Origin of the sequence: Actinoplanes sp. NPDC026670 (genome assembly GCF_040638175.1) — a bacterium.
Taxonomy (GTDB): Bacteria; Actinomycetota; Actinomycetes; order Mycobacteriales; family Micromonosporaceae; genus Actinoplanes.
This window is the reverse complement of the sequence record NZ_JBEZXU010000025.1, coordinates 62,508-87,325: the sequence shown is the minus strand read 5'-3', so window position 1 is coordinate 87,325 and position 24,818 is coordinate 62,508. Positions and strand designations below refer to the sequence as shown.

Annotated in this window: 21 protein-coding genes; 14 read left to right on the top strand and 7 right to left on the bottom strand. The window is 70.7% G+C overall.

Features of this window, described 5'->3' with window-relative positions; translation table 11 throughout:
* Positions 1-82: 82 nt before the first annotated feature.
* The 4 genes from AB0E94_RS24490 to AB0E94_RS24475 all read right to left on the bottom strand — a co-directional run bounded on the left by AB0E94_RS24490 (position 83) and on the right by AB0E94_RS24475 (position 5,894).
* On the bottom strand, positions 83-2,161 hold the full coding sequence (locus AB0E94_RS24490) for a glycosyltransferase family 39 protein (protein ID WP_360329754.1): 2,079 nt from the start codon (positions 2,159-2,161) through the stop codon (positions 83-85).
* Positions 2,162-2,287: 126 nt separating this feature from the next.
* Positions 2,288-3,352, bottom strand: coding sequence for a 3-deoxy-7-phosphoheptulonate synthase (locus tag AB0E94_RS24485; protein WP_360329751.1), 1,065 nt, complete (start codon positions 3,350-3,352; stop codon positions 2,288-2,290).
* 200 nt (positions 3,353-3,552) lie between these two features.
* Positions 3,553-5,154, bottom strand: coding sequence for a HAMP domain-containing sensor histidine kinase (locus tag AB0E94_RS24480; RefSeq protein ID WP_360329748.1), 1,602 nt, complete (start codon positions 5,152-5,154; stop codon positions 3,553-3,555).
* A 2-nt stretch (positions 5,155-5,156) separates the two neighbouring features.
* Positions 5,157-5,894, bottom strand: a complete 738-nt coding sequence (locus AB0E94_RS24475; protein WP_317788838.1) for a response regulator transcription factor — start codon at positions 5,892-5,894, stop codon at positions 5,157-5,159.
* 193 nt (positions 5,895-6,087) lie between these two features.
* On the opposite strand from AB0E94_RS24475, the gene AB0E94_RS24470 reads away from it, so the two are divergent.
* The 3 genes from AB0E94_RS24470 to AB0E94_RS24460 all read left to right on the top strand — a co-directional run bounded on the left by AB0E94_RS24470 (position 6,088) and on the right by AB0E94_RS24460 (position 7,139).
* On the top strand, positions 6,088-6,327 hold the full coding sequence (locus AB0E94_RS24470; protein ID WP_360329745.1) for a hypothetical protein: 240 nt from the start codon (positions 6,088-6,090) through the stop codon (positions 6,325-6,327).
* A gap of 145 nt (positions 6,328-6,472) precedes the next feature.
* On the top strand, positions 6,473-6,844 hold the full coding sequence (locus tag AB0E94_RS24465; protein ID WP_093618850.1) for a tetratricopeptide repeat protein: 372 nt from the start codon (positions 6,473-6,475) through the stop codon (positions 6,842-6,844).
* 10 nt (positions 6,845-6,854) lie between these two features.
* On the top strand, positions 6,855-7,139 hold the full coding sequence (locus AB0E94_RS24460; protein WP_317788834.1) for a Smr/MutS family protein: 285 nt from the start codon (positions 6,855-6,857) through the stop codon (positions 7,137-7,139).
* 732 nt (positions 7,140-7,871) lie between these two features.
* Here AB0E94_RS24460 and AB0E94_RS24455 read toward each other — a convergent pair.
* Positions 7,872-8,408 (bottom strand): dihydrofolate reductase family protein, encoded by a 537-nt coding sequence (locus AB0E94_RS24455; RefSeq protein WP_360329742.1) that lies wholly within the window; start codon positions 8,406-8,408, stop codon positions 7,872-7,874.
* A 42-nt stretch (positions 8,409-8,450) separates the two neighbouring features.
* Positions 8,451-10,766 (bottom strand): M28 family peptidase, encoded by a 2,316-nt coding sequence (locus tag AB0E94_RS24450; protein WP_360329739.1) that lies wholly within the window; start codon positions 10,764-10,766, stop codon positions 8,451-8,453.
* A 75-nt stretch (positions 10,767-10,841) separates the two neighbouring features.
* On the opposite strand from AB0E94_RS24450, the gene AB0E94_RS24445 reads away from it, so the two are divergent.
* From AB0E94_RS24445 to AB0E94_RS24400, 10 genes are all read left to right on the top strand, one after another.
* On the top strand, positions 10,842-11,183 hold the full coding sequence (locus AB0E94_RS24445) for a hypothetical protein (protein ID WP_317788830.1): 342 nt from the start codon (positions 10,842-10,844) through the stop codon (positions 11,181-11,183).
* Positions 11,184-11,256: 73 nt separating this feature from the next.
* A complete protein-coding gene (locus AB0E94_RS24440) occupies positions 11,257-12,456 on the top strand; it encodes a fused response regulator/phosphatase (protein ID WP_360329736.1) in 1,200 nt (399 codons plus the stop codon).
* A complete protein-coding gene (locus AB0E94_RS24435; RefSeq protein WP_360329733.1) occupies positions 12,453-14,045 on the top strand; it encodes an ATP-binding protein in 1,593 nt (530 codons plus the stop codon). The genes AB0E94_RS24440 and AB0E94_RS24435 overlap by 4 nt, the downstream gene beginning before the upstream one ends.
* Positions 14,042-14,494 carry a response regulator gene (locus AB0E94_RS24430; protein ID WP_317788827.1) on the top strand — a complete coding sequence of 151 codons (453 nt, stop codon included), beginning with the start codon at positions 14,042-14,044 and terminating at the stop codon, positions 14,492-14,494. The genes AB0E94_RS24435 and AB0E94_RS24430 overlap by 4 nt, the downstream gene beginning before the upstream one ends.
* A complete protein-coding gene (locus AB0E94_RS24425) occupies positions 14,487-15,296 on the top strand; it encodes an inositol monophosphatase (protein WP_360329730.1) in 810 nt (269 codons plus the stop codon). The genes AB0E94_RS24430 and AB0E94_RS24425 overlap by 8 nt, the downstream gene beginning before the upstream one ends.
* An 88-nt stretch (positions 15,297-15,384) precedes the next feature.
* Positions 15,385-16,158, top strand: coding sequence for an SDR family oxidoreductase (locus AB0E94_RS24420; RefSeq protein WP_360329727.1), 774 nt, complete (start codon positions 15,385-15,387; stop codon positions 16,156-16,158).
* Positions 16,159-16,221: 63 nt separating this feature from the next.
* Positions 16,222-17,232, top strand: coding sequence for a hypothetical protein (locus tag AB0E94_RS24415; protein WP_360329725.1), 1,011 nt, complete (start codon positions 16,222-16,224; stop codon positions 17,230-17,232).
* Positions 17,160-18,713, top strand: coding sequence for a fused MFS/spermidine synthase (locus AB0E94_RS24410; protein ID WP_360329722.1), 1,554 nt, complete (start codon positions 17,160-17,162; stop codon positions 18,711-18,713). Before AB0E94_RS24415 ends, AB0E94_RS24410 begins: the two co-directional genes overlap by 73 nt.
* 75 nt (positions 18,714-18,788) lie before the next feature.
* On the top strand, positions 18,789-20,489 hold the full coding sequence (locus tag AB0E94_RS24405) for a protein kinase (RefSeq protein ID WP_360329719.1): 1,701 nt from the start codon (positions 18,789-18,791) through the stop codon (positions 20,487-20,489).
* A 10-nt stretch (positions 20,490-20,499) separates the two neighbouring features.
* The gene (locus AB0E94_RS24400) at positions 20,500-21,225 is read left to right on the top strand and encodes an SDR family oxidoreductase (protein ID WP_360329716.1); all 726 of its coding nucleotides are present in this window, start codon (positions 20,500-20,502) and stop codon (positions 21,223-21,225) included.
* A 128-nt stretch (positions 21,226-21,353) separates the two neighbouring features.
* Here the strand turns inward: AB0E94_RS24400 and AB0E94_RS24395 are convergent, their stop codons facing one another.
* Complete coding sequence (locus AB0E94_RS24395) at positions 21,354-21,752, bottom strand: hypothetical protein (protein WP_360329713.1); 399 nt, start codon at positions 21,750-21,752, stop codon at positions 21,354-21,356.
* Positions 21,753-22,244: 492 nt separating this feature from the next.
* On the opposite strand from AB0E94_RS24395, the gene AB0E94_RS24390 reads away from it, so the two are divergent.
* Positions 22,245-24,416, top strand: coding sequence for a DEAD/DEAH box helicase (locus AB0E94_RS24390; RefSeq protein WP_360329710.1), 2,172 nt, complete (start codon positions 22,245-22,247; stop codon positions 24,414-24,416).
* Positions 24,417-24,818: the final 402 nt, after the last annotated feature.

The following is a 24,818-nucleotide window of genomic DNA, read 5'->3' as shown; positions in this document are numbered from 1 at the left end:
GCGCAGACAACCCAGAACCCCGCCTCCGGCGGCGACCGCGGCGGGGCAGGCGGCTCCCCGGGACCGGGAGCCGCCCGCCGGCTCAACTCCGGGGCGCCGTCAGGTCGTACAGCGTGGTGTTGCCCATGGTTTTCGCGGTGTAGTTGGCGGTGACCCACTCGGAGATCCGGCCGCTCTCGTTGCTGCCACCGTTGCCGCCGTTACGGGCGAAGCCGCCGCTGCCGATGAAGTAGTGGATTTTCCCCTCGGCGACGTACTGCTGGAACTGGGCGAGCGTCGGCGACGGGTCGGTGCCGTTGAACCCGCCGACCGCCATCACCGGCTCCTCGGTGGCCAGCTGGTAGCCGGACGCGTTCTGCGACCCGACCGCCGCCGCCACCCACGTGTACCGGTCGGCGTCCTGTTCGAGCAGCGCCTTCACCTCGTCGCTGACCGTGCTGGCGTTGAGCAGGCCACCCATGCCACCACCGCCGCGAACCCCCTGGTTCCCGCGCCCCAGACCGCCGCCGTTCTGAGTGCCGTTCTGGCCCCCGCCGTTCTGAACGCCGCCGTTCTGAGCGCCGCCGTTCTGAGCGCCGCCGGGTGACCGCTGCCCGCCGCCGCCGTTGCCACGGCCACCGGGCATCCCGGCGCCGCCCGGCATACCGCCACGCCCACCGGACGTCGCGGGCCCCGCCGTCGGGATCGACCCGGTGTGCGGTTGGGAAGCGGTCTCCACCGCGTACGCCGCCGGCCCGGCCAGACCCGCGACCACCGCGACCGTCGCGCCGACCAGGGCCAACCGTGCCGTGACCCGGACCGAGACGACCACCGCGACCGCCGCCAGCAGCCCGACGACGAGCACCGGCCACCGCAGCCACGGAACGAATTCGGTGGTCCGCCCGAGCAGCGTGAACGACCACCAGGCGGTCACCACGATCACCGCAGCCAGGGTCGCCGCCGCGTAGATGTTCCTCCGCCGCTCCCACAGCAGGGCCGCGCCCATGCCGGTCACCGCGCCGATCGCCGGCGCCAGCGCCACCGTGTAGTACGCGTGGAAGATGCCCTGCATGAAGCTGAAGATCAGCCCGGTGACCAGCAGCCACGTGCCCCAGACGACCAGACCGGCCCGCTGCCGGTCGGTGCGCGCCCGTCGGGCCGTGATCACCAGACCGGCCGCCAGCAGGATCAGCGCGGCCGGCAGCACCCAGGAGATCTGACCACCCTGCGCGCTGTTGAACAGCCGGTCCCAGCCGATCTCGCTGGTCCGGCCGGCCGCGTTGCCGACACTGCCGGTCTCCTCGCCGTTGAGCCGGCCCAGCCCGTTGTAGCCGAGCGTCAGTTCGAGCAGGCTGTTGTTCTGGGAGCCGCCGATGAACGGCCGCGCCGACGCCGGGATCAGGTCGACGATCACGATGTACCACCCGGCCGAGACGATCATCGCGACCAGCGCCAGCAGCAGCTGGACGAACCGTTTGAGGATCTTCGGCGGGCCGGCGATCAGGTAGGCCAGACCGAACGCCGGAACCACCAGCAGCGCCTGCAACTGCTTGGCCAGGAAGGCGAACCCGACCAGCGAACCGGTCAGCACCACCCATCTCGTGGCGCCGGACTCGACCGCACGCAGGATCGTGTACGCCCCGGCGACCATCAACAGCACCAGCAGCGCATCCGGATTGTTGAACCGGAACATCAGCACGGCGACCGGGGTCAGCGCCGAGACCAGCCCGGCGAGCAGTCCGGCGGCCGGGCCGAACCCGCGGCGCACGGTCGCGTAGAGCAGGCCGGTCGTGGCCACCCCCAGCAGCGCCTGCGGCACCAGGATGCTCCACGAACTGAGCCCGAAGATCCGCACCGAGATCGCCATGATCCAGAGTGCGGCGGGTGTCTTGTCGACCGTGATCGAGTTGGATGCGTCGGACGAGCCGAAGAAGAACGCCTTCCAGCTCTCCGACCCGGCCTGCACGGCGGCCGAGTAGAACGCGTTGGCCCAGCCCGATTCGCCGAGTCCCCAGATGTAGAGGACCCCGGTCAGCACCAGGAGGGTGTACAGGGACGGCCGGATCCAGGGCGCGTCGGTACGGCCGAGCAGATATCGAGCCGTTCCGGTGCGATCACGGGGCGGTCCGGTCACCGGCGCCGCCGGTTCCTCGGCGGGCGCCTCCGGCAACAGCAGGGTCATCGGGGTACTCCAGAGCAGGCGGACTCGTACCCTCGGAACGGTCGTCGCCCGCGCTGTCGGACCCTTGTGGCACCCCTGTGGGGTCTCTGTGAGTCCGGATCGGACTCACAGAGACCGGCCCCGGGGTCAGAGGGAGCGGCGCTTCGCGGCGGCTGCGGCCAGGCGCTCCAGGACGCTCACCGTCGAGTCCCAGCCCATGCAGGCGTCGGTGACCGACTGGCCGTAGGTGAGCTCGCCGCCCAGGTCCTGCCGGCCCGGCTCCAGGAAGCTCTCCAGCATGACGCCGCTGATCGCGCGGTTGCCGGCCTCCATCTGCTGGGCGATGTCCTCGGCCACGATCGGCTGCCGCTTGTGGTCCTTGTTGCTGTTGCCGTGCGAGCAGTCGATCACCAGTCGCTCCGGCAGGCCCGCCTTACGCAGCAGCGCGAGCGAGGCCTCCACATCGGAAGCGCTGTAGTTGGGCTTGCCACCGCCGCCACGCAGCACCAGGTGGCAGTCCGGGTTGCCGGTGGTGTGCAGGATCGCCGGGGTGCCCGAGTAGTCGATGCCGGGGAAGACGTGCGTCGCCTCGGCCGCCTGGATCGCGTCGACCGCGGTCGAGACGCTGCCGTCGGGGCGGTTCTTCATGCCGATCGGCATCGACAGGCCGGACGACAGCTGGCGGTGCACCTGCGACTCGACGGTCCGGGCGCCGATCGCACCCCAGGCCACGGTGTCGGCGATGTACTGCGGGGTGATCGGGTCGAGGAACTCCACGGCCACCGGCAGACCCCGGCTCACGACCTCGAGCAGCAGCTTGCGGGCGATCCGCAGACCGGTGCCGACGTCACCCGAGCCGTCCAGCGCCGGGTCCATGATCAGACCCTTCCAGCCGACCGTGGAACGCGGCTTCTCGAAGTACACCCGCATCACGATCAGCAGGTCCTCGCTGAGCCGCTCGGCCTCCAGTTTCAGCCGGTCCGCGTATTCGCCGGCGGCCTTCGGATCGTGCACCGAACACGGGCCGACGACCACGATCAGGCGCTGATCTCGGCCATTGAGCACGTCCTCGACCTGCTTACGGCCGGCCAGTACGGTGTCGTGCAACTCAGTGGTCAGCGGCAGCTCGTGGTGCAGCAGCGCCGGGCTCATCAGCGGGACGACCTTCTCGATCCGCTGGTCACGGACTCGCTGCACCTCAGGGGCGGTCATGGTGGTCTCTCTCCTTCGACCGGCCCTGGGTCAGAGCCGGTTTGCTCGGGGCAAACAAAAAGGCAGCGACATCGTCGCTGCCTCAGCCGGCTCTGGCGGGTGTCTCAGGTCATGCGGTCATGGCCGAGGCACCGGCTTGAGCCGGCCTCGTAAACCAATAGAACGACCACGTGCGAGACATGCCCGCCAGCATAGCCACTTCAGCCGACCGGATGCAGCATCTGGGGCCGCTGTTCAGCTGTTGGGACGACAGGCGGCGGCCCGATCGGGAGCATCACCGTGAAAACGGTCTGACCGGGACGACTCTGCACACCCACCTTGCCCCGATGCGAAGTGACCACGGCGTGCACGATCGACAGGCCCAGACCGGTGCTGCCGGCGGCCCGCGAACGGGAGCTGTCACCACGGGCGAACCGCTCGAAGATCCGCGGCACCACATCCGGCTGGATGCCCGGGCCGTTGTCGATGACCTGGATCACGGCGGCGTTCGGCACCGCGCCCACCTTGACCGTGACGGTCGAACCCTCCGGCGTGTGGGTGCGTGCGTTGGCCAGCAGGTTCGCGACCACCTGATGCAGGCGGGCGCCGTCGCCGATCACGGTCACCGGCTCGTCCGGCAGGTCCAGCTGCCAGTAGTGGGAGGGACCGGCGGCGTGCGCGTCACTCGTCGCGTCGACGGCCAGCATGGTCAGATCGACCGGGTCCTGGGCGAGCGGGCGGCCGGCGTCCAGACGGGCCAGCAGCAGCAGGTCCTCGACCAGGGCGGTCATCCGTTTGGCCTCGGACTCGACCCGGTTCAGCACGTGCGAGATCTCGTCCGGGACGACCTGGCGGCTGCGGCGGCTCAACTCGGCGTACCCGCGGATGGCGGCCAGCGGGGTGCGCAGCTCATGGCTGGCGTCCGCGACGAACTGGCGGACCTGCATCTCCGACGCGTGCCGCGCCTCCAGGGCGTTGCCGACGTGGTCGAGCATCCGGTTCAGGGCGGCACCGACCTGGCCGACCTCGGTGCGCGGATCGGTGTCGGCCTCCGGCACTCGCTGCGCGAGCCGAACCTCACCGCGGTCCAGCCGCAATTCCGAAACGCGCGTCGCAGTCGCCGCGACCCGATCAAGAGGCTTGAGCGTACGGCGGACGATGAGCGCCCCACCCCACCCGGCAATCAGCAGCGACCCGGCGATGACACAACCGGTGAATGCCGCGACGGTGAGCAGCGTGCCGTTGACCTGCTCCAGCGATATCCCGACGTAGTAGACGCTGCCGTCCGACTTGACGACCCTGGTCATCCGGTACTGCGGCAGGCTGCTGCCGAGGTTGACGTCGACCTTCTCGCCGTTGTCGGGGACTTCCTCCAAGACAGCGGCCTCAGCCTCGCTGCCGAGAGGGATGACCTGGTCCGGTGTCGCGGAATTCGAGATGTCGACCTTGCCGCCGTCCAACGTGTTCGTGGAGATCAACTCCAGGACGATGGAGTCGTCCGGGATGCCGCCGAAGTTGTTGCTCGTGTCGTTGCCGTTGTCATTGGGCGAGGGGGTGTCACCTTTGGTCGAGTTCGGCTTGTTGAACTTGCCACCCGGGGGTGGCCGGAACCCGATCCGCTTGGTGAGGTCCTCGAGCTCGGCATCGATCTGCTTGTGCAGCGAGGTGTAGAGGTAGAGCTCAGCAGTGCCGCCGACGACCAGGCCCAGCACCGTGAGAAGGCTGATCAGGATGGCGACGATCCGGGTGCGCAACGGCCAGCTCGCGGGGTCGCGCCAGCGGGCGGGGCGGTTGGCTCGGGTCGGGGCGGCGGCGGAGCGCATGGTCAGTCGGCCGGCTTCAGGACGTAGCCGGCGCCGCGCATGGTGTGGATCATCGGTGCCCGGCCGGCGTCGATCTTCTTGCGCAGGTAGGAGATGTAGAGCTCGACCACGTTCGCCTGCCCTCCGAAGTCGTAGTTCCAGACCCGGTCGAGGATCTGCGGCTTGCTCAGCACTCGACGCGGGTTACGCATGAGGTAGCGCAGCAGTTCGAACTCGGTCGCGGTCAGCGTGATCAGGTCACCGCCGCGGCGCACCTCGTGCGAGTCCTCATCAAGTGTGAGGTCACCGACTACCAACTGCGACTCCGTACGCATCGGGGCGTGCCCCATCCGCCGCATCAGACCGCGCAGCCGGGCCACCACCTCTTCGAGGCTGAACGGCTTGGTCACGTAGTCGTCACCGCCGGCGGTGAGGCCGGTGATCCGGTCCTCGACGGAGTCCTTGGCGGTGAGGAACAGCACCGGCACCTCGGGGGACTCGCCACGCAGCCGGCGCAGGACCTCGAGACCGTCGATGTCGGGCAGCATCATGTCGAGGACGACGGCGTCGGGGCGGAAGTCACGGGCGGTCCGGACGGCGGTCATGCCGTCGCCGGCGCTCTTCACATCCCAGCCCTCGTAGCGGAGCGCCATCGAGAGCAGCTCGGCCAGGGTCGGTTCGTCATCGACCACGAGCACCCGGACCGGGGTCCCGTCGGGCCGGCGGAGCTCGGTGCTGGGTTCTGCGTTCGCCATCGTCATGCCCCCAACTGTGGTGCCTGACGCTCAGCGCCGGCTTTCCGTTTCCTGTGTACCAGCTGTGCCTCTGACACAGCTGCGGCAGACGAACCGCACAGTTGGTACACATCCGTTTTCGGCACGGTGAATCAGGTCCATGAGGATCGGAGCGGAGCGGCGTAACGAGCAATAACAATAAAACGGACATAATGTACGGGTGGTGCTGTGGCGTCGATTCCTGGCTGTGCTGTCCGCCCTGGTCCTGATGGTGATGATCCTGCTCTCGCCGTCGATCCGCGTCGCCCCGGCCGAGCCCCGCCGCCCGGAGCACACCGGCTGGGTCCCCGAGCCGCCGGACCCGAACGAACTGCCCGGCGGCCCGAGCCCGATGCTGCTCGCTGCCCTCGGCGGCTACCTCCTCACCGGCGGCCTGGCCCTGCTCCTGCTACGCCGCTGAACCCCGGCTGGCCCGCACCGGCGTCTCAATGACGCCGAGACAGCAGCCGGGTTGTTGACGATCTCTTATCGGGGGAACACTCGATGTTGGGGCGATGTTGTGCGAGCGTTGGTCAAAGCGCGGCGCGAGCGTGAGGAGTTGCACGATGGATCTTCTCGAGGACTACCGCAGGGCCACCTTCTTCTTCGAGTCCGGCGACCCGCTCGGTGCCGCCAGACTGCTCGAGCCGATAGTCGAGGCGGAACCGCACAACACTGCGGTTCGACAGCTCCTGGCGCGGGCCTACTTCAACTCGGCTCAGCTGAACGGGGCGGAAGCCCAGCTCAGGGTGCTGATCGAGCATGATCCTTCGGATCATTACGCGCACCACGTGCTCGGCCGGACCCTGGAGCGGGCCGGCCGTTTCCGTGAGGCCTTACCGCACCTGCGCCTGGCCGCCGCGATGAAGACGCAGACCGACTACCAGGAGGCGCTGCGCCGGGTCGAGACATGGCTCGGCAAGTCGTCGGCGGCGTAGGGTCTCGATCGTGAAGCTGAAGCTGGACCTGCACGACATCTTCAACAAGGGCCATGAGATCGACCGCGCCCTCCGGGGGATCATCGACGAGGCCATCCAGAAGAAGGCCGCCATGGTCGAGATCATCCCCGGCAAGGGCAGCGGCGCCCTGAAGAAGAAGGTCATCCGCTTCCTCGACCAGAAAGAGATCAAGCAGCTCTACCACCGGGTCGAGAAGGACGGCGACAACTGGGGCCGGCTGTTCGTGCACTTCCGCCACGACGCACCCACGGGCCGGCGCGGCCGAGGCCGCTGACCAACCGGTCCGCGATCTTGTGGACTTCGGCGAGACTCGAGTTTCGCCGGTGTTCAGCAAACCCCGGTCGCAGGCCTTCCGCGAGCCACGGTCGCCAGCGCTTGGCCCGACCCGGTCGTCGGACCTTCCGCCGGACGCGGTCGCCGGCGCTCGGCCCGGCGTGGTGTCCGGCGTGCGACGACCAGCGCACACAATGCGGCAACGTGCGATTTCACCCTTGCCGGAACGACGACGGGCGCACGCGGACGGCACAACGTGTGCGCCCATCCCCGTCGGAACGAAGCAAGTGCACACAATCGGCGAACGTGTGCGCTGACCATCGCCGCGCCCAGGCGAACGTGTGCGCTGACCACCGCTGCACCGGCGGGCCCGCCCTCGGCGGCCCGCTCCCGGCATCGGCTCCGGAACGGCCACCCAAGGTCATAAGAACTCGCGATGATCTTGCGAAGGTTGCTGGGGATGGCGCTGACCAGGACGAATGCAAGATTCACTTCAGCGTCGACCCTGACCGGCGATGCCGCTGCGCAAAATGGCAAAACCTCGAGGGCGAGACAGGTGTGCCCGAAGTCCACAAGATCGCGGCGGGGCGGCGGCAGGGCGGCGTGGCGTTGGCGTGACGGCGGGGTGGCAGCAGGGCGGCGTGGAGTTGGCGTGACGGTGGCGTGGCGGCGTGGCGGTAGGGCGGCGGGGTGGGGTGGTGTTGGCGGGGCGGCGGGGGTGGGGTGGGGGCGGTCAGTGGACGGTGAACCATAAGGCGTTGGCCAAGGGGGACTCGGCGCTGCGCAACCGGGTCAGGGTCACCTGGGCGCCGCCCGGCAGGTCGTAGAGGCGGGTGCCGTCGCCGAGCAGCACCGGCGCGACGAAGACCAGGATCTCGTCGAGGAGCCCGGCGGCCAGCGCCTGCCGGGCCACCTCGGCGCCGAGCACGTTGACGTAGCGGTCACCGGCTGCCTTCCGGGCGGCGGCGACCGCCTCGTGCAGGTCGGACCCGAACGTGACGTCCGGAACCGGCTGCGCGGGCGGGTTGTGGGTCAGCACGAACACCGGGCCGGTCCAGGCGCCCGACATCGCGCCCTCCTTGTCGGTGCCCTTGTTCGGGTCGTCGCCGCCGAACGTGCGGTTGCCGACGAGCATCGCGCCGATCTCCGGCACCAGCGCTTCGGCTGTCGGGTTCGGGCCGAGGAACGGGGTCAGCCAGGACATGTCGCCGTCCGGGCCGGCGATGAAGCCGTCGAGTGACATGGTCACTGAGTAGAGCAGTTTCGCCATACCCCTCATCCTGCCCGAAACGGGGCGCGTAGCCCGTACCGCTCAAAGGGTGTAGGTCTTGGCGACCGCGACCAGCTCGCTGCTGTGCGAACCGAGAACGCCGACCCCCGGAGGCCTGGGCTGAAAGCCCGGAAGGGCGGAGAGATCGTCGCTGCCGTCCATGGCGCGGAAGGTGACCGGTCCGGCCGACCGGACCGTGACGCTGATCTCGATGCCCTCGTCCGGCGGCGCGTGAAAGACGAAACCCCAACCCGAAGGGCCACCCGCGAGGGTACGGCTACCGATCCGCGCCGAGACCACCTCGGCCGACACGTGCAACGTGGTGAAACGGACCGCGCGCTGCGGGTCGAGCCGCAGCCGCATGGTGCGCTCGTCACCCGACCGGCTCTCGGAGAGCAGGGTGAGCGCCGGCGCGGGCAGTGCCGCCGCCTGCGCCGGACCGGACCGCAGCTCCTCCGCGCCGAAGGCGGGCAGCGTGTCGGTGACCGTCACCGGATCGCCCTCGACGTACTGCGACGTCCACTCCTGCGGGGTCGTCTCCTCGCTCAGCCAGCGAGCCGTGCCGTTGTCGGCGTCCAGCGCGTACATCAGATGGGTGAGCGACGGATGTTCCGCGTCGAACCGGTCGACGACCAGGCCGGTCACCGTGCACACCAGCGCCGCCACGGCCGCGGCCAGGGTGGGCAGCGCGCCGAGCCGGCGGGCTTTCAGCGCCTCCATGCCGCGTGCGCCGCTGGGCGCCGGGTGGATCAGGTCGAGCACCGGCAGCAGCGCCAGGCCGAGCAGCACGGTCAGGAACGCGCCGACGCCGGCCATCGGCATGCCGAGCGCGGGGAAGAGCATCACCACCGTCGGCAGCAGGATGACCACCGGGATCAGCGCGCCGACGATCAGGACCGCGACCGCGGTCTTCTCGCCCACCCGGGTCGCGATCAGGGCGGACACCGCGACCGACAGGGCCGGCAGGGCGCCCAGGTAGGAGCCGCCGGGAGCCAGTACGGCCAGTGCCACGCCGAGCACGGCGAGCCAGGTCAGCCCGCCGACGGCCAGGGCGGCCGGGCCGATCCGGCGGCGCAGCAGGGCATACCAGACCAGGACGACAGTCGCGGACAGGGCGATCACCGCGAGGCGGTACCACATCGGACGGTACGGGTCGATCGGCAGCGCGGCGTACTCCGGACGAACCAGTTTCAGCAGCGCCCACAGCCCCTGCGCGAGCACCGGCGCCACGATGATCGGCAGCAGGGCCAGCCCGATCGCGCCGGCCACCCGGCGCCGCACCACCCAGCCGAGCGCGGCCACCGCCACCAGGGCCAGCACAGCCAGCGGCCACACCAGCGCGCCCGGGTAGCGCACCAGCAGCCCCGGCGCCGGGAAGTAGGTGGCGTCGCCGCCGCCGTTCTTCAGTTCCCGTAGATCGAGGGCGCCGAACTCGCGGGTCAGGGCGAGCGCGTTGGCGCCGTGGTGCTGGAGGCTGTCCCGGTCCATCGCCTCCGGCTTGTCGGTCGGCGCGTGATAGACCGCGGCCCCGTCGATGTAGGCCGTGTTCAGGCCCTGGAACAGCGCCGACTCCCGGAACGGGGTGAAGTCGGTGTCGTTCGGCAGCAGCCGGTAGATCTCCACCGCGAAGGACGTCCCGACCGGGTACGGCGTCTGCGCGTACGTCTCCACCAGTTGTGCGTTGCCCGCCGACGTCTCGAACATGATCGCCGGACCGCTGCTGCCCCGGGCCTCCAGGTTCAGCGCGACCCCGCCGTTGCGGGCCAGCGGATGCTGCTCCACGAACGCCTTCGCCCCGCAGAGACACGCCTCCTCGGCATCGGTCAGCACCAGCACCACGTCGTTGCGCGGGCGTTCCCCGGCGATCAGCGCCCGAGCCGTCTCCAGAATCGTCGACGTGCCCGCCCCGTCGTCGTTGGCGCCCGGCGCGACCTGGGCCGAGTCGTAGTGCGCGATCAGGAACACCCGCCCGGTCGACGCCGTGCCGGGGATCACCGCGACCACGTTGCGGACCCGGGCCAGCCCGGTGCCTCCGGCCGACGAGGACAGGCCGGCGCCCTGCTCGGACACCACGTCCTGCACCTCGGGGGACAGGCCCAGGCCGGACAGCGCCGCGATCAGGTGTTCCCGGACCCGATCGTTGGCGGGGCTTCCGGCCGGGTGCGGGGTGGTGGCGATCGTGCTCACCGTCTGAAAGGCGCGCTCCGCGCTGAACTCACCCGCCGGGTCCGTCGCCGGGCGTGCCGCCGGCGGTTGAACCGAGCGGACCGCGGCGAGCCCGGCCAGCACCAGAACGGCCAGGACCGCCGCCGCGGCGAGACCGCGTTGAGCCGGCCGGGAGAGAGCGGAGTCACGCATGGGGACATCTAACAGTCCGGGTACGCCCGGCGGGTACCCCGAAGATCCATCGGAACGTGCAATAGCGTGTTCCGGGTGACTACGCCGCTTGACCCAGCCGCCGTCATCGCGGAGTTCATCGACCGGGTGTCGCCCTACAACCCGCACCCGGACGTGCCCCCGGTGGCGGTCGTCGGCCTGCGCACCGCGTTCGGCGAGGATGTCTTCACCCTCAGTGAGCACGTGATCCGGGCGATGTGCCGGGCCCTGGAGTCCTATCGAGACCCCGAGGACCGTGGGAACTGCACCAACTGCGGCGGGCGCCACCTCGACGAGAACCTGCACTGCCGGGACTGCGGTCAGCTGCACGGCATCCTCGGACAGGTGATGGCCGAGCACGCCCGGCGCGTCGCCGCCACCGGCGAAGACTCCCCGTGATGTCCGAAGTTGTGCAGCGCGGCGGAGTGGTACACGATTTGCGGGTCACCTATGCGTCGAGTGGGGAATCGGAATGACGGAGCGGTCGCTCGCGCCCCGCACATACGCGACCGAGCAGCTGGAACGGTTGCGGATCCTGCTCGTCGAGGACGACGAGGGTGACGCCTTTCTCGTCCGTGAGCTGCTCGCCGAGGCCGGCGCGCCGTTCGAGCTGACCGTCGCCACCAGTCTGCGTGAGGCCCGCGGCCTGCTCGTCGGCGTCGAGTGTGTGCTCCTCGACCTGGGCCTGCCGGACGCCGAGGGCATCGACGGCCTGCGCACACTCCTCGCGGTCGCGGGCAGCGCCGCGGTCTGTGTGCTGACCGGCCGTTCCGACGAGCACCTCGGTGTGCAGGCGGTCGCCGAAGGCGCCCAGGACTACCTGGTCAAGGGCCAGGTCGACGGTGTCCTGCTGATCCGGTCGCTGCGCTACGCGGTGGAGCGGAAACGGGCCCTGGAGAACGCCCGCCGGCTGCGTGAGGCCGAGTTGCGTGAGGCCGAGTCGGCCCGGCTCGAGCGCGGTCTGCTGCCGAAGCCCCTCAAACGCGACGACTTCGGGCTCGCGGTCGAGCCGTTCTATCGTTCCGGCCGGGCCATGGGGCTGCTCGGCGGCGACTTCTACGACGTGGTGCAGGTCGGCGACGACAGGTTGCACGTGATCGTCGGCGACGTGTGCGGGCACGGGGTCGACGAGGCCGCCCTCGGTGTCGAGCTGCGGGTCGCCTGGCGGGCGCTCGTGCTGGCCGGGGTGCCGGAGGAGCAGGTGCTGTCCTCGCTGGAGCAGGTGCTGATGTCCGAGCGGCGGGCCCGGGAGGTGTTCGCCACGGTCGCGTCGGCGGTCATCGACCTGCCCGCCAACCGCGCGACCGTCCGGGTCGCGGGGCATCCGCCGCCCGTCGTCCTCTCCGGCGGCCGTGCCGCGCCGGTCGCCGTGCGTACCGGGATCGTCCTCGGGGTACGTCCCACACCCACCCCGGCGACCGAGTTGGAGTTCGACGGACATGACTGGTCCCTGCTGATGTACACCGACGGGTTGATCGAGGGCCGTACCGGTGCCGGCAACGAGCGGCTCGACGTCGCCGGTCTGTGCAAGCTGATCGACGAGCCGGACGCGCGTGAGCTGCCGCTGCCGGCGCTGCCGAAGTGGCTGGTGGCCCGCGCCGACCAGGACAACGGCGGCCCGCTCACCGACGACGTGGCGATGCTGCTGATCTCCCGGGGCGGTGGCCGGTGAGCCTGCTCAGCATCCGTGGCTGGACGCTGCGCGGACGGATCTTCGCGCTCTGTCTCGCGGCCGGCCTGCTGCTCGGTGGCCTGGGTGTGGCCGCCGCCGTCACGGCCGCCAGCGCCAACAAGGCTGTCGACGTCGTCCTCGACCGGGCCGGCCCGCTGCGGGTCGCCGGGCAGAACCTGGGCACGGCGCTCGTCGACCAGGAGACCGGGATCCGTGGCTACGCGCTCACCGGGCTGCCGAAGAATCTGGAGCCCTACCAGACCGGCATCACGGACGAGCAGACGTGGGTGGCCGAGATCCGGCGCCTGCTGGAGCCCGGTGACCGGGACATCCTCGCCTCCCTCGATCAGGTGGAGCGACTCGCCGTCAAGTGGCGGGCCGACGTCGCCGACCCGCTCAAGCAGACAGTCGAGACCCAGGGCACCGAGGCCGCCCAGAAGCGGGTCGAGGCGATCGACACCACCGAGTTCGACCGGATCCGGATCGCCGTCGAAAAGCTCCAAGCGGACATCCTGACCATGCGGGACAAGACCGCGGCGGCCGCCCGCAGCTCCAGCGGCAACCTGGTCGCCGTCGAGATCGCCGCCGCCATCGTCATCCTGGTCACCGGCATCCTGCTGCTGATCCTGCTGGACCGCCTGGTCAGCCGCCCGATCCTGGACCTGGCCGGCCAGGTCCGCAAGGTCGCGGCCGGCGACTACGAACGGCACATCGAGAGCAACTACGGCTCACCCGACCTGGTCGCCCTGGCCGAGGACGTGGACCGGATGCGGCAGCAGATCGCCAACGAGCTGAGCGAGGTACGGATCGCCCGCCAGCAGGTCGAGTGGATCAACCAGCAGCTCCAGTCCCAGGCCGAGGAGCTGACCAGGTCCAATCGCGACCTGGAGCAGTTCGCCTACGTGGCCTCGCACGACCTCCAGGAGCCGCTGCGCAAGGTGGCCAGCTTCTGCCAGCTCCTCCAGCGCCGCTACGCCGGGCAGCTCGACGACCGCGCCGACCAGTACATCGGCTTCGCCGTCGACGGCGCCCAGCGCATGCAGCGGCTGATCAACGACCTGCTCGCCTTCTCCCGGATCGGCCGGCTCACCAGCGGATTCACCGACGTCGACCTGGACCGGGTGCTCGGCGACGTGAAGTCGCAACTCGAAGCCCGAGCCGGGGACGACGCCGAGATCACCTGGACCGGGCTGCCCATCGTGGAGGGTGAGGAGCCACTGCTCACCACACTCTTCGCGAACCTGGTCGGCAACTCCCTCAAGTTCCGCCGCCCCGACGTGCCGCCGGTCGTGACGATCACCGCGGCCCGGGAGGAGAAGGAGTGGCGGATCAACGTCCGGGACAACGGCATCGGGATCGAGGCCGAGTTCGCCGACAAGGTCTTCGTGATCTTCCAGCGGCTGCACGCACGGGACGCCTACGAGGGGACCGGCATCGGACTGGCGATCGTCAAGAAGATCGTCGAATACCATGGCGGACGGATCTGGCTGGACGTCGACGTCTCTCCGGGCGCATCGATCTGGTTCACGCTCCCGGTCATGCCAGGTTCGGCCTCGGAAGAGGTCACATCTCAGGAGGGCGTGGCATGAGTGTGGAGCGCGAGAACGGCACACCGATCGAGGTGTTGCTCGTCGAGGACGACCCCGGCGACGTGCTGATGACCCAGGAGGCCTTCGAGGAGCACAAGGTCCGCAACCGGCTCAACGTCGTCTCCGACGGGGCCGAGGCGCTGGCCTACCTGCGGCGCGAGGGTCAGTATGCGGACGCGGTCCGTCCCGACCTCATCCTGCTCGACCTCAACCTGCCCCGGCGCGACGGCCGTGAGGTGCTCGCCGAGATCAAGAAGGACGACGACCTGGGCCGCATCCCGGTCGTCGTGCTCACCACGTCCTCCGCCGACGAGGACATCCTGCGCAGCTACCAGCTGCACGCGAACGCGTATGTCACCAAGCCTGTCGACTTCGAGCGGTTCATCGCGGTGATCCGGCAGATCGACGAGTTCTTCGTCAGCGTCGTGAAGTTGCCGCCGCGTGCTTGATCAGGTAGCCGACCTAATTCGTGAGGTGGCGCACACCGTCGTCCTGCCGCGTTTCCAGCGGCTGGCCGCCGACGAGGTCCACCAGAAGTCACCCGGTGACCTGGTCACCGTCGCCGACCAGGAGTCCGAGCGGGCGCTGACCCGCGGGCTGACCGCCCTGCTGCCCGGCTCGGTGGTCGTCGGTGAGGAAGCCGTCGCCGCCGACCCCTCGGTCCGGGACCGGCTCGGTGGCAGCGGCTCGGTCTGGATCGTCGACCCGGTCGACGGCACCAACAACTTCGCCGCCGGGCGGACCCCGTTCTGCGTGATGGTCGCCCTGGTCCGGGACGGTGAGACCGCCGCCGCCTGGATCCTCGACGTGGTCGCCGACCACCTGACCGTCGCCGAGGCGGGCGCCGGGGTCTACCGCGACGGCGAACGGATCAAGGCCCGCACCGACGACCCGGGCGCGGCCGCTCTGCACGGTGTGATCGCCGGCAAGTACTTCCCCGACGAGCTGCGGACCGAGGTGCTCACCAACGCCGCCGGGCTCGGCGGATACACCGGTGGGCGGCACTGCGCGGGGTATGAGTATCCGGCCGTCGCCATCGACGAGCAGCAGTTCGCGATGTTCTGGCGGATCCTGCCGTGGGACCACGTGCCCGGCGCGTTGATCGTCCGCGAGGCCGGCGGGGTGGTGCGCCACCTGGACGGCGCCGAACACCGGCCGACCGGCCGTCAGCGTGGCCTGCTGGTCGCCGCCAACGAGGACATCTGGCACACCGTGCACCGCACGCTGCTCCCGTCCGGGCCGCCGGTCTGACCTCTCCGCTACCACCACGGTCGGGTGAGAGTGCGGTCACATTCGGATGGGGCCGCGCGGGGCGCTTCCGTGGATCTAGGGTGCGGGCATGGCGTCGTACCTCGATGATCTCTTTGGGTTGAGCGGCCGGCTCGCGGTGGTGACCGGCGGCAGTTCCGGCATCGGCCGCACCATGGCGCTCGCGCTCGGCCGGGCCGGCGCGCGGATCGTCGTGGTGGCCCGGCGCGAAGGGCCGATGGCCGAGGTGGTCGGCGAGCTGCGCGAACACGGCGTCGAGGCGGGCGCGATCTCTGCCGACCTCGCCGACCGCGAGGCCGTCAAGACCGTCATCACAAAGATCATCGAGGGGTACGGTGAACCCGACGTCCTGGTCAACTCGGCCGCCGTCAACCTGCGCCCGCCCCTCGCCGAGCTCTCCGACGACGTGTGGGACCTGACCGTCTCGGCCAACCTGACGGCCCCGTTCCTGCTCGGCCAGGCGTTCGCCCCGGCGATGGCCCGGCGTGGCTGGGGCCGGATCATCAACGTCGTCTCCCAGCAGGCGTTCCGTGCCTACGGCAACAGCGGCGCCTACGGGGCGGCCAAGGCCGGACTGGTCGGGCTCACCCGCTCGCAGGCCGAGGCGTGGTCCCGGGAGGGCGTGCTGTGCAACGCGATCGCCCCGGGAGTGGTGCACACACCGCTCACCGAGCCGGTTTTCGCCGATCTCACGAAAGTGGCGGCGCACGCCGGCCGTACGATGATCGGTCGCAACGGCGTTCCGGACGATTTCGCCGGGTGTGTCGTTTTCCTGGCGAGCAATGCGAGTCAGGCAGTCACGGGGCAGACACTCTTCGTCGACGGTGGATACTCGGCCACCTGATCGATCTCCCTTTCGCCTGCTCCGACACGGTAAAGTACCGGCGCTCACGACTTGGAGGTATCTGTGGCGGCCAGTCTCTTGCGCCGGTGCACCGCCCTGCTCGCGCTTCTCGCCGCAGCGGTCGCACTGGTGCTTGTCGCGCCCGCGTCGCCGGCGTCCGCCGCAGACCCGGAGGGCGGCACCAAGAAGCTGCGCGCCACGCTGGAGAACGCCGCAAAGGGGTATGACGCGGCGAAAACCAAGCTGGCCAACTCGAAGAAGCGGCAGAAGCAGCTCACCGAGGCGCTCGCCCGCTCCGAGACGAACGCGACGGCCCTCACCACCCAGGTGAACCAGGTCGCCACCCGCGTCTACCAGATGGGCCGGGTCAACACGGTCGGCCTGCTCCTCGGCAGCGGCTCCGCGAACAACTTCATGGAGCGGCTCCAGAGCCTCGACATGCTGGCCAAGATGGACAGCACCACACTCTCCGGATACCGCACCGAGATCGACACCGCCAAGAAGGCCAAGGTCGCGCTGGAAGCCGAGATCATCGAGCAGCAGCGCCAGGTCAACGTGATGGCGAAGAAGAAGCGGGAGGCCGAACTGGCCCTCGCCGAGGTCGGTGGCGGCGCGGCCGGCGGGTTCGTCGACCCGAACTCGGCCGCGGCCAAACCGGCGCCCCGCAACTCCGACGGCTCGTGGCCGAAGGAGTCCTGCACGGTCAAGGACCCCACCTCCAGCGGCTGCATCACCCCGCGCACCCTGCACGCCTACCAGGAGGCGCAGGCCGCCGGGTTCAAGCGGTACACGGTGTGCTTCAGCGAGCGGTCCTCCGGCGAACACCCCAAGGGCCGGGCCTGCGACCATTCGGCCGCGGCGGGCGGCTTCGAGAACTCCGCCGCCACCGGAGGCGACAAGACGTACGGTGACCGGCTCGCCGCCTTCTACGTCAAGAACGCGGACGAGCTCGGAGTGATGTACGTGATCTGGTACCGCCAGATCTGGATGCCCAGCACCGGATGGCGGGCCTACAGCGCCAGTGGCGGGCCGGCCGCCGTGCACACCAACCACGTCCATCTCTCGATGCTGTGACCCGCGCCCTGCCCTCGGGGCTGGCCACCGCCCTGGCCTTCGGCGCCAGCGGGGCCGTCCTGGTCCTTGAGATCGTCGCGTTGCGCCTGGTCGGCCCATATGTCGGCGTCACCCTTCAGGTCAGCAGCTCGGTCATCGGTGTCTCGCTGGCCGCCATCGCCTACGGCGCGTGGATCGGCGGCCGGCTCGCCGACAAATTCGACCCGCGTGCCCTGCTCGCCCCGGCGCTGATCCTCGGCGCGATCGGCACGGCGGTCACCCTTCCCCTGGTCCGCTGGGGTGGCGAGCTCCTGCGCGGTGGGGCCGCCCCGGCCGTGCTCCTGCTCGCCGCCCTCGCCGTCTTCCTGCCCGCCCTGGTCCTGTCCACGATCCCGCCGATGGTCGTGAAGCTCCAGCTCGCCGACCTGAGCCAGGCGGGCACCGTGGTCGGCCGGCTGTCCAGCATCGGCACCCTCGGCGCGATCACGGCCACCCTGGTGACCGGGTTCGTGTTCGTCGCGGCGATGCCGAGCAGCGTGATCATCCTGAGCCTGGCCGTGCTGCTGGCGGTCGCCGGGCTCCTGCTGGGCTGGCGGCTGCGCAAAGATCTGCCCGGCACCCCCAAGATCCGGGCATCGCTGGCCGTGGTCGGCCTGGCCGGCGCCGGCCTGGGGGCGGTCGCGCCGACCCCGTGCGACGTGGAGACCGCCTACCACTGCGCCAGCGTCGTCGACGACCCGTCGCGAGCCGGCGGGCGGACCCTGATGCTCAACTCGGCGCGCCACTCGTACGTCGACCTGAACGACCCCACCCACCTGGAGTTCGAGTACGTCAAGTGGATCGGCGTGGTCACCGAGGTGCTCGCCCCCACCGGAACCGCGATCGACGCTCTGCACCTCGGCGGCGGCGGTTTCACCGTCCCCGAGTACCTGCGCGCCACCCGGCCCGGCAGTGACCAGCTCGTCCTCGAACTCGACGGCGGCCTGGTCGACCTCGACGAACGTGACCTCGGCCTGAAACCCGGCCCTGACCTGCGCGTTCAGGTCGGTGACGCCCGGGTCGGGCTGGCCGGACAGGCGGACGACTCCTACGACCTGGTGGTCGGTGACGCCTTCGGGCACCTGGTGGTCCCGTGGCACCTGGCCACCCGGGAGATGGCCGACGACGTGGCCCGGGTGCTGCGGCCGGGCGGCGTCTACGCCCAGAACGTGATCGACTACCCGCCCAACCGCTTCATCCGCGCCGAGGTGGCCACGGTCGCGGCCGCCTTCCCGAACGTCGCACTGATCGCCCCGCCAGCCGCCCTCGCCGGCGAGAACGGCTCCAACTTCGTGATCCTGGCCTCCAACGAGCCGCTGCCGATCGAGCGGATGTGGCCCCGGCTGGGCGCCATCGAGCAGCCGGTGACCTTGCTCTCCGGGGCTGAGCTTGATGCTTTCGTCGGCGACGCCCGGGTGCTCACCGACGACTACGCCCCGGTGGACCAGCTCCTGGCCGGTTGATCCGGCGACCTGGCTTTCGGTACCGGTTTTGGAGTGCGGCACCGGACGGCGAGCCGGTCGGGCGAGAATCGGCGCATGGGGCGTACGGAGCGAAACGGACAATCTGGCTCGCTCCGTCTCGCCGGCCGGTACCGCCTCCACGAGAAACTCGGAACCGGCGGCATGTCGGTGGTCTGGCGCGGCTACGACGAGATCCTCGGCCGTGACGTGGCCGTCAAGGTGCTCTCGCCGCGGCTGGCCGAGGACCGCGCCTTCCGCGACCGGCTGCGACAGGAGGCCCTGGCCGCAGCCCGCCTCTGCCACCCGCACATCACCGGCATCCACGACTTCGGCGAGGCGCCGATCTCGGAACACCTGACCGTCCCCTACGTGGTGATGGAACTCAACGACGGCGAATCCCTCGGCGCCCGGATCGGCCGGCAGGGCTCCCTCGACTGGCGGGAAGCCGTCGTGATCACCGCCGAGGTCGCCTCCGCGCTGGCCACCGCCCACGCACGTGGACTCGTGCACCGCGACATCACCCCGGCCAACGTGATGCTCACCGGCGCCGGCGCGAAGATCGTCGACTTCGGGATCTCCGCCGTCGTCGGCCAGCGCGACGCCGCCGCCGACGGCAGCCTGCTCGGCACCCCCGCCTACCTGGCCCCCGAACGTCTCGGCGGCGCCGCGGTCTCGCCCGCCACCGACGTCTACGCCCTCGGGCTTCTGCTCTACCGCGCCCTCACCGGCCGGATGCCGTGGCCCGCGGACAACACCGCCGAAGCCCTCCGGGCGCACCTCTACGCCGATCCCGACCCGATCCCGGAACTCGCCGGAATGCCGGAAGCCGTCGCCGACCTGTGCCTGCGCTGCCTGGCGAAGAGCCCAGCCGACCGTCCCGCCGCCGCCGAGGTGGCCCGCGCCCTCGCCGCCTCGGTCGGGGTGCGGGCGGTCATCCCGCCACTGCGACCAGGGGAACGGCATGCGGCGCCGGCGGCCCGGGCGGTCGTTCCGGTCCCGGCCCGCGGCACCGGATCGGGGGTACGGCGAATGCTGCGCGCCTGCCTCGGCCGGCCGGGGAGCGCCGTCACGACCGTACGCCTGCGGGCTGGTCTGCGAATCGGGGCCGCGCTGCGCCTCGGTCCGGTGCGGCCGCTCGGTGGCGGACTGTTCGTCGGCCGGCGCCGCCGTGACGTGCTCCGCCTCCCGGGACGCCGGCGGCGTACCCCCACGATCGTCGTCCTGGCCACGGCGACCCTGCTCGCCGCCACGGCGATCAACTGGACCGCCCGCCGTGCCACCGATGCCGCCGAACGCAGCCAGAACACCGCGACAGGCGTCGGAGCACCCGCTGCCGCCGGGCCGGACCGGGTCCATTGCCGGATCCGCTACCAGGTCCGCCGGGACTCCGGCTCGTACTTCGAGGCCCGTCTCAGCGTGGTCACGTCGGAGACTTCGGGTTGGCGGGTCGAGTTCGCCTACCCGGGCACCCAGCGGCTCGCGGCGACCCCCAAGGCCGTGACGCAACACGGTCGCCGGGTGGTCGTGAACGGTCAGGGCCGCTCGCGCGCGGTGGTGCTCCAGGGTGGTTATCGCACGCACAATCCGCTGCCCCTGTCGTTCGCGCTGAACGGCCGCCCGTGCCGTGCCGAAGTGCTGGGCAGCACCACCGGGGGCACCCGCGACGGCTCGCTCGACGCCGCCAGTCACCCCGACCTCGACGCCGAGGACCGCTCCGACTTCGACGCGGGTCCGGTGATCAACAGGTGTGGCACCGGGTGTCCGGCTCGTCGATAGGGTCGGAGGCATGACAAGACTCGCAGTGGTGACCGGCGGTGGCACCGGGATCGGCAGGGCGACGGCCGGCATGCTCGCCGGCGAGGGCTTCGACGTGATCATCGTCGGTCGTCGTGCCGACGTGCTCGCCGACGCGGTGAAGTGGATCGGGCCGCAGGCCAGCGCCGTCACCGCGGACGCCGCCGACCCGGCCCAGGTGCCCGCAGTCGTCGAGGCGGTGGCCGGGCGCCCGCTCGACGTCCTGGTCAACAACGCCGGGGCGTACATCGGCGGCGACGAAACCGGCCTGGACGCGGTGGCGGACCGCTGGCGGGCGAACCTCGACTCGAACGTGCTCTCCGCCGTGCTCATGACCACCGCGCTCCTTCCGCAGCTCCGCCGTCCGGGCGGCAAGATCATCCTGACCAGCTCGATCGCCGCCCAGCGCGGCGGGGGCGGGCCCTACTCCGCGGCCAAGGCGGCCCTGCACGGCTATGGGCTCGACCTCGCCACCTCGCTCGGCGCCGAAGGGATCACGGCCAACGTCATCTCTCCCGGTTACGTCACCGACAGCGAGTTCTTCGACGGGCGGATGACGCCGGAAGGCCACCAGAAGCGGGTCGACGCCAGCGTTCTCAAGCGGGCCGGCACGCCGGACGACATCGCCGAGGCGGTCCGCTGGCTGGTCGGCCCGGGTGGCGGGTTCGTCACCGGGCAGATCATCAACGTCAACGGCGGGTCGGTCCTCGGCCGCTGACCCAACCGGCTCAATCGGTGCCTCCGGCGGCTCCGGCTCGACTGCTCCGGCTCGACCGGCTCATCTGGTGCCTCCGGCTCGGCTGCTTCGGCTCAACCGGCTCAACCGGCTCAACCGGCTCACTCGGCTTACTCGGCGCCTCCGGTGAATCGGTCCTCGCCCGGCCGGTTGGTGCGGAAACGCAGCCCCGACCAGCGCTCGTCGATGGCTACCTGTCCGCACGGGCGCATGTCGAAGTCGGCGACGATCGGCCACAACGAGTCCCGGTTGATGTCGGCCTTGTTGCCCTTCGGGTAGGCGATCCAGAAGGCGGCCGGCTTGTCCAGGTCGGCGCGATGCTCTTCGAGCTGGTCCCGCACGGCGGCGGCGTCGTCGACGAACAGCACCGCGGTGCTCGCGGTGGCCAGGGCGCCGCTCTCCCGTACGCCTTCGGGCATCGGGGTCAGCAGCGGGAGCCGGGCCGGCTCGTTCAGCCACACGGTGGAGTTCGGCTTGATCAGCAGCTTCTCGGCGATCGTCTTGGTCATGCCCCTGAGGTTTCCATTCGTGCGGGGATAGTTCGCCGGGTTCGGTGAAGGCCACCCACACCGGCGCAGCCTCGAGTGCCACCCCGGGATTCGGGTTGCCGCCCGACCGGGGTGGCACCCGCCCGGCTGCCACCCGTCCGGATGGCGACCGCCACCGGACCGGGGAGCCACCGATCCGGGGTGCGGCCGGCGCCTGTCACCGCGGGCGCCGACCGCTGGCACGGCGGGCCGGTCATTGACCGGCCCGCCTGGTGGTGGCCGCGGCCCCGCCTCGGCCGGCTTGACACCGTTGCGCGCCGGAACGATGCGGCCACCGGCCTGAAGCCCCACCCTCCGCCTGCGTTTCGCCTGCATCCCGACCCTCCCGAACGCCGATCCCGCTGGACGGGAGCGAGCATGGCCGATTCGCCACGGGCGGGCTCGGCAGACTGTGGACAACTCCCGACTGTGGATAACTCCGGGCCGGTCCTCGCGGGCTGATAGACATGCCGAGTGACTGATACGACGCGAACGGCAGCCGAACGGGCGGTGGTGCGGGAGCGGGCCGAGGAGGTGCTGCGGCGCCTGGCCGGCGAGCACGCGGTCCTCCGGGAAGACCAGTGGAGGGCGATCGAGGCCCTCACCGTCGACCGGCGGCGGGTGCTCTGCGTGCAGCGCACCGGGTGGGGCAAGTCGGCGGTCTACTTCGTGGCCACGGCGCTGCTCCGGTCCGGGGCCGCCGCCGAGCCGGGCGACCTGCCAGCCGGCCCGACAGTCATCGTGTCACCGCTGCTCGCCCTGATGCGCAACCAGGTCGAGTCGGCCGCCCGCGCCGGGATCACCGCGCGCACCATCAACTCGGCCAACCTCGACGAGTGGTCCCTGATCGAGCAGGAGATCCGGGCCGGCGAGGTGGACGTGCTGCTGATCAGCCCGGAGCGGCTGAACAACCCCGACTTCCGGGACAACGTGCTGCCCGGTCTGGCCGGGAGCACCGGGCTGCTGGTGGTCGACGAGGCGCACTGTGTCTCCGACTGGGGGCACGACTTCCGGCCCGACTACCGGCGGCTGCGGACGTTTCTGGCGGGGCTTCCGGGGCGTACGCCGGTGCTCGCCACCACCGCCACCGCGAACGCCCGGGTGACCGCCGACGTCGCCGACCAGCTCGGTGACGCGCTGGTCCTGCGCGGTTCGCTCGAGCGTGACTCGCTCCGGCTGGCCGCGCTGCGCCTGGAGAATCCGGCCCACCGCCTGGCCTGGCTCGCCGACCACCTGGAGCGGCTGCCGGGCTCCGGCATCGTCTACACGCTGACCGTCGCCGCGGCCACCGAGACCGCCGACTTCCTGCGCTCCCGTGGCTTCGAGGTGGCGTCCTACACCGGCCAGGTGGAGGACGCCGAGCGCCGGGCCGCCGAGCAGGACCTGCTGACCAACAAGATCAAGGCGCTGGTGGCGACGTCCGCGCTCGGGATGGGCTTCGACAAGCCCGACCTGGGGTTCGTCGTCCATCTGGGCGCGCCGCCGTCGCCTATCGCGTATTACCAGCAGGTCGGCCGGGCCGGCCGGGCCGTCGAGCACGCCGAGGTGGTGCTGCTGCCCGGCCCGGAGGACGCCGCGATCTGGCGTTACTTCGCCTCGCTGGCCTTCCCGCCGGAGGACCAGGTGCGGGCGATGCTGTCCCGGCTCTCCCCGGACCAGCCGATGTCCACGCAGGCGTTGGAGCCACTCGTTGATCTCCGGCGTACCAGGTTGGAGCTGATGCTCAAGGTCCTCGACGTGGACGGCGCGGTCCGCCGCACCCGCGGCGGCTGGCTCGCCACCGGCGAGCAGTGGACCTACGACGAGGCCCGGCTGCGGCGCGTCGCCGAGGCCCGCGACAACGAGCAGAAGACCATGATCGAGTACGCCGGAACGGCCACCTGCCGCATGGAGTTCCTCCGCCGGTGCCTCGACGATCCCGAGGCCGTTCCGTGCGGGCGATGCGACAACTGTGCCGGGGCGCTGTTCGACGCCGAGGTGTCCGCGAGTTCGCTGGCCGCCGCCGACGCCTTCCTGGGCCGCCCCGGCACCGAGATCGCCCCGAAGAAGATGTGGCCCACCGGCCTGGCCGCGGTCGGCATCTCGTTGAAGGGCCGGATCGCGCCCGCCGAGCAGAGCGAACCCGGCCGAGCCGTCGGCCGGCTGTCCGACCTCGGGTGGGGCAACCGGCTCCGCGGGGCGGTCGCACCGGAGGCTCCCGACGCGCCCATTCCGGCCGACCTGGCCGCCGCGGTGATCGAGGTTCTCAAGGCCTGGGCCAGGGGAGACGACGCGTGGAAACAGCGCCCGGCAGCCGTCGTCGCCGTTTATTCACAGCGTCATCCACAACTTATCCACAGCCTCGCGGAGCACATCGCCACGGTCGGCCGGCTCCCGATGCTCGGCTCCCTGGAATCGGCACACCCCCTCGGCCGGGTGGGTGAACCGGGTGCCTATCGGGGTAACAGCGCCCAGCGGGTCCGTGCGCTGCACGACGCCTTCGAAGTGCCTGCTCATGTGGCCGCTGAGCTGCGAGAACTCTCCGGTCCGGTGCTCCTGGTGGACGACCTGACCGACTCCGGCTGGACCTTGGCGCTGGCCGGCCGGGCTCTTCGGCGGGCGGGCGCGCCGGGCGTTCTGCCACTCACCCTCGCGGTAGCGGGCTGACCCCGACCCGTCCGATCTCCACCCCCACCCCCATCGCACCGCCTGTGGATAACTTTGCCGACGCGGTTATCCACAGGCGGGCGCGACAGCCAGTTCGCCGTCGACAGCAAGGCGCCCACTAAAGGATCACGCAGACCGCCCAGCCGGCCTACCGTTCCCGCTGGCTCACCGTTCCGGCCGGCGCGGCGCGGCTCGCAGTTTCGGCTGGCTCACGGCACTGCACGGCCCTTGTGGCGATCTTGCACGGTTCTCCAGCTTCGCAGCGATCTTGCATGATTCTTCGCCTCTGGGTGTGGTTTGTCGTGCAAGGTCTACTGCGCCGGGGAGACCTTGCAGCTTTCTTCCCGCCGGGACGTGGAAAGGGCTGCAAGATCGCTGCGAAGGTGGAGAACCGTGCAAGAT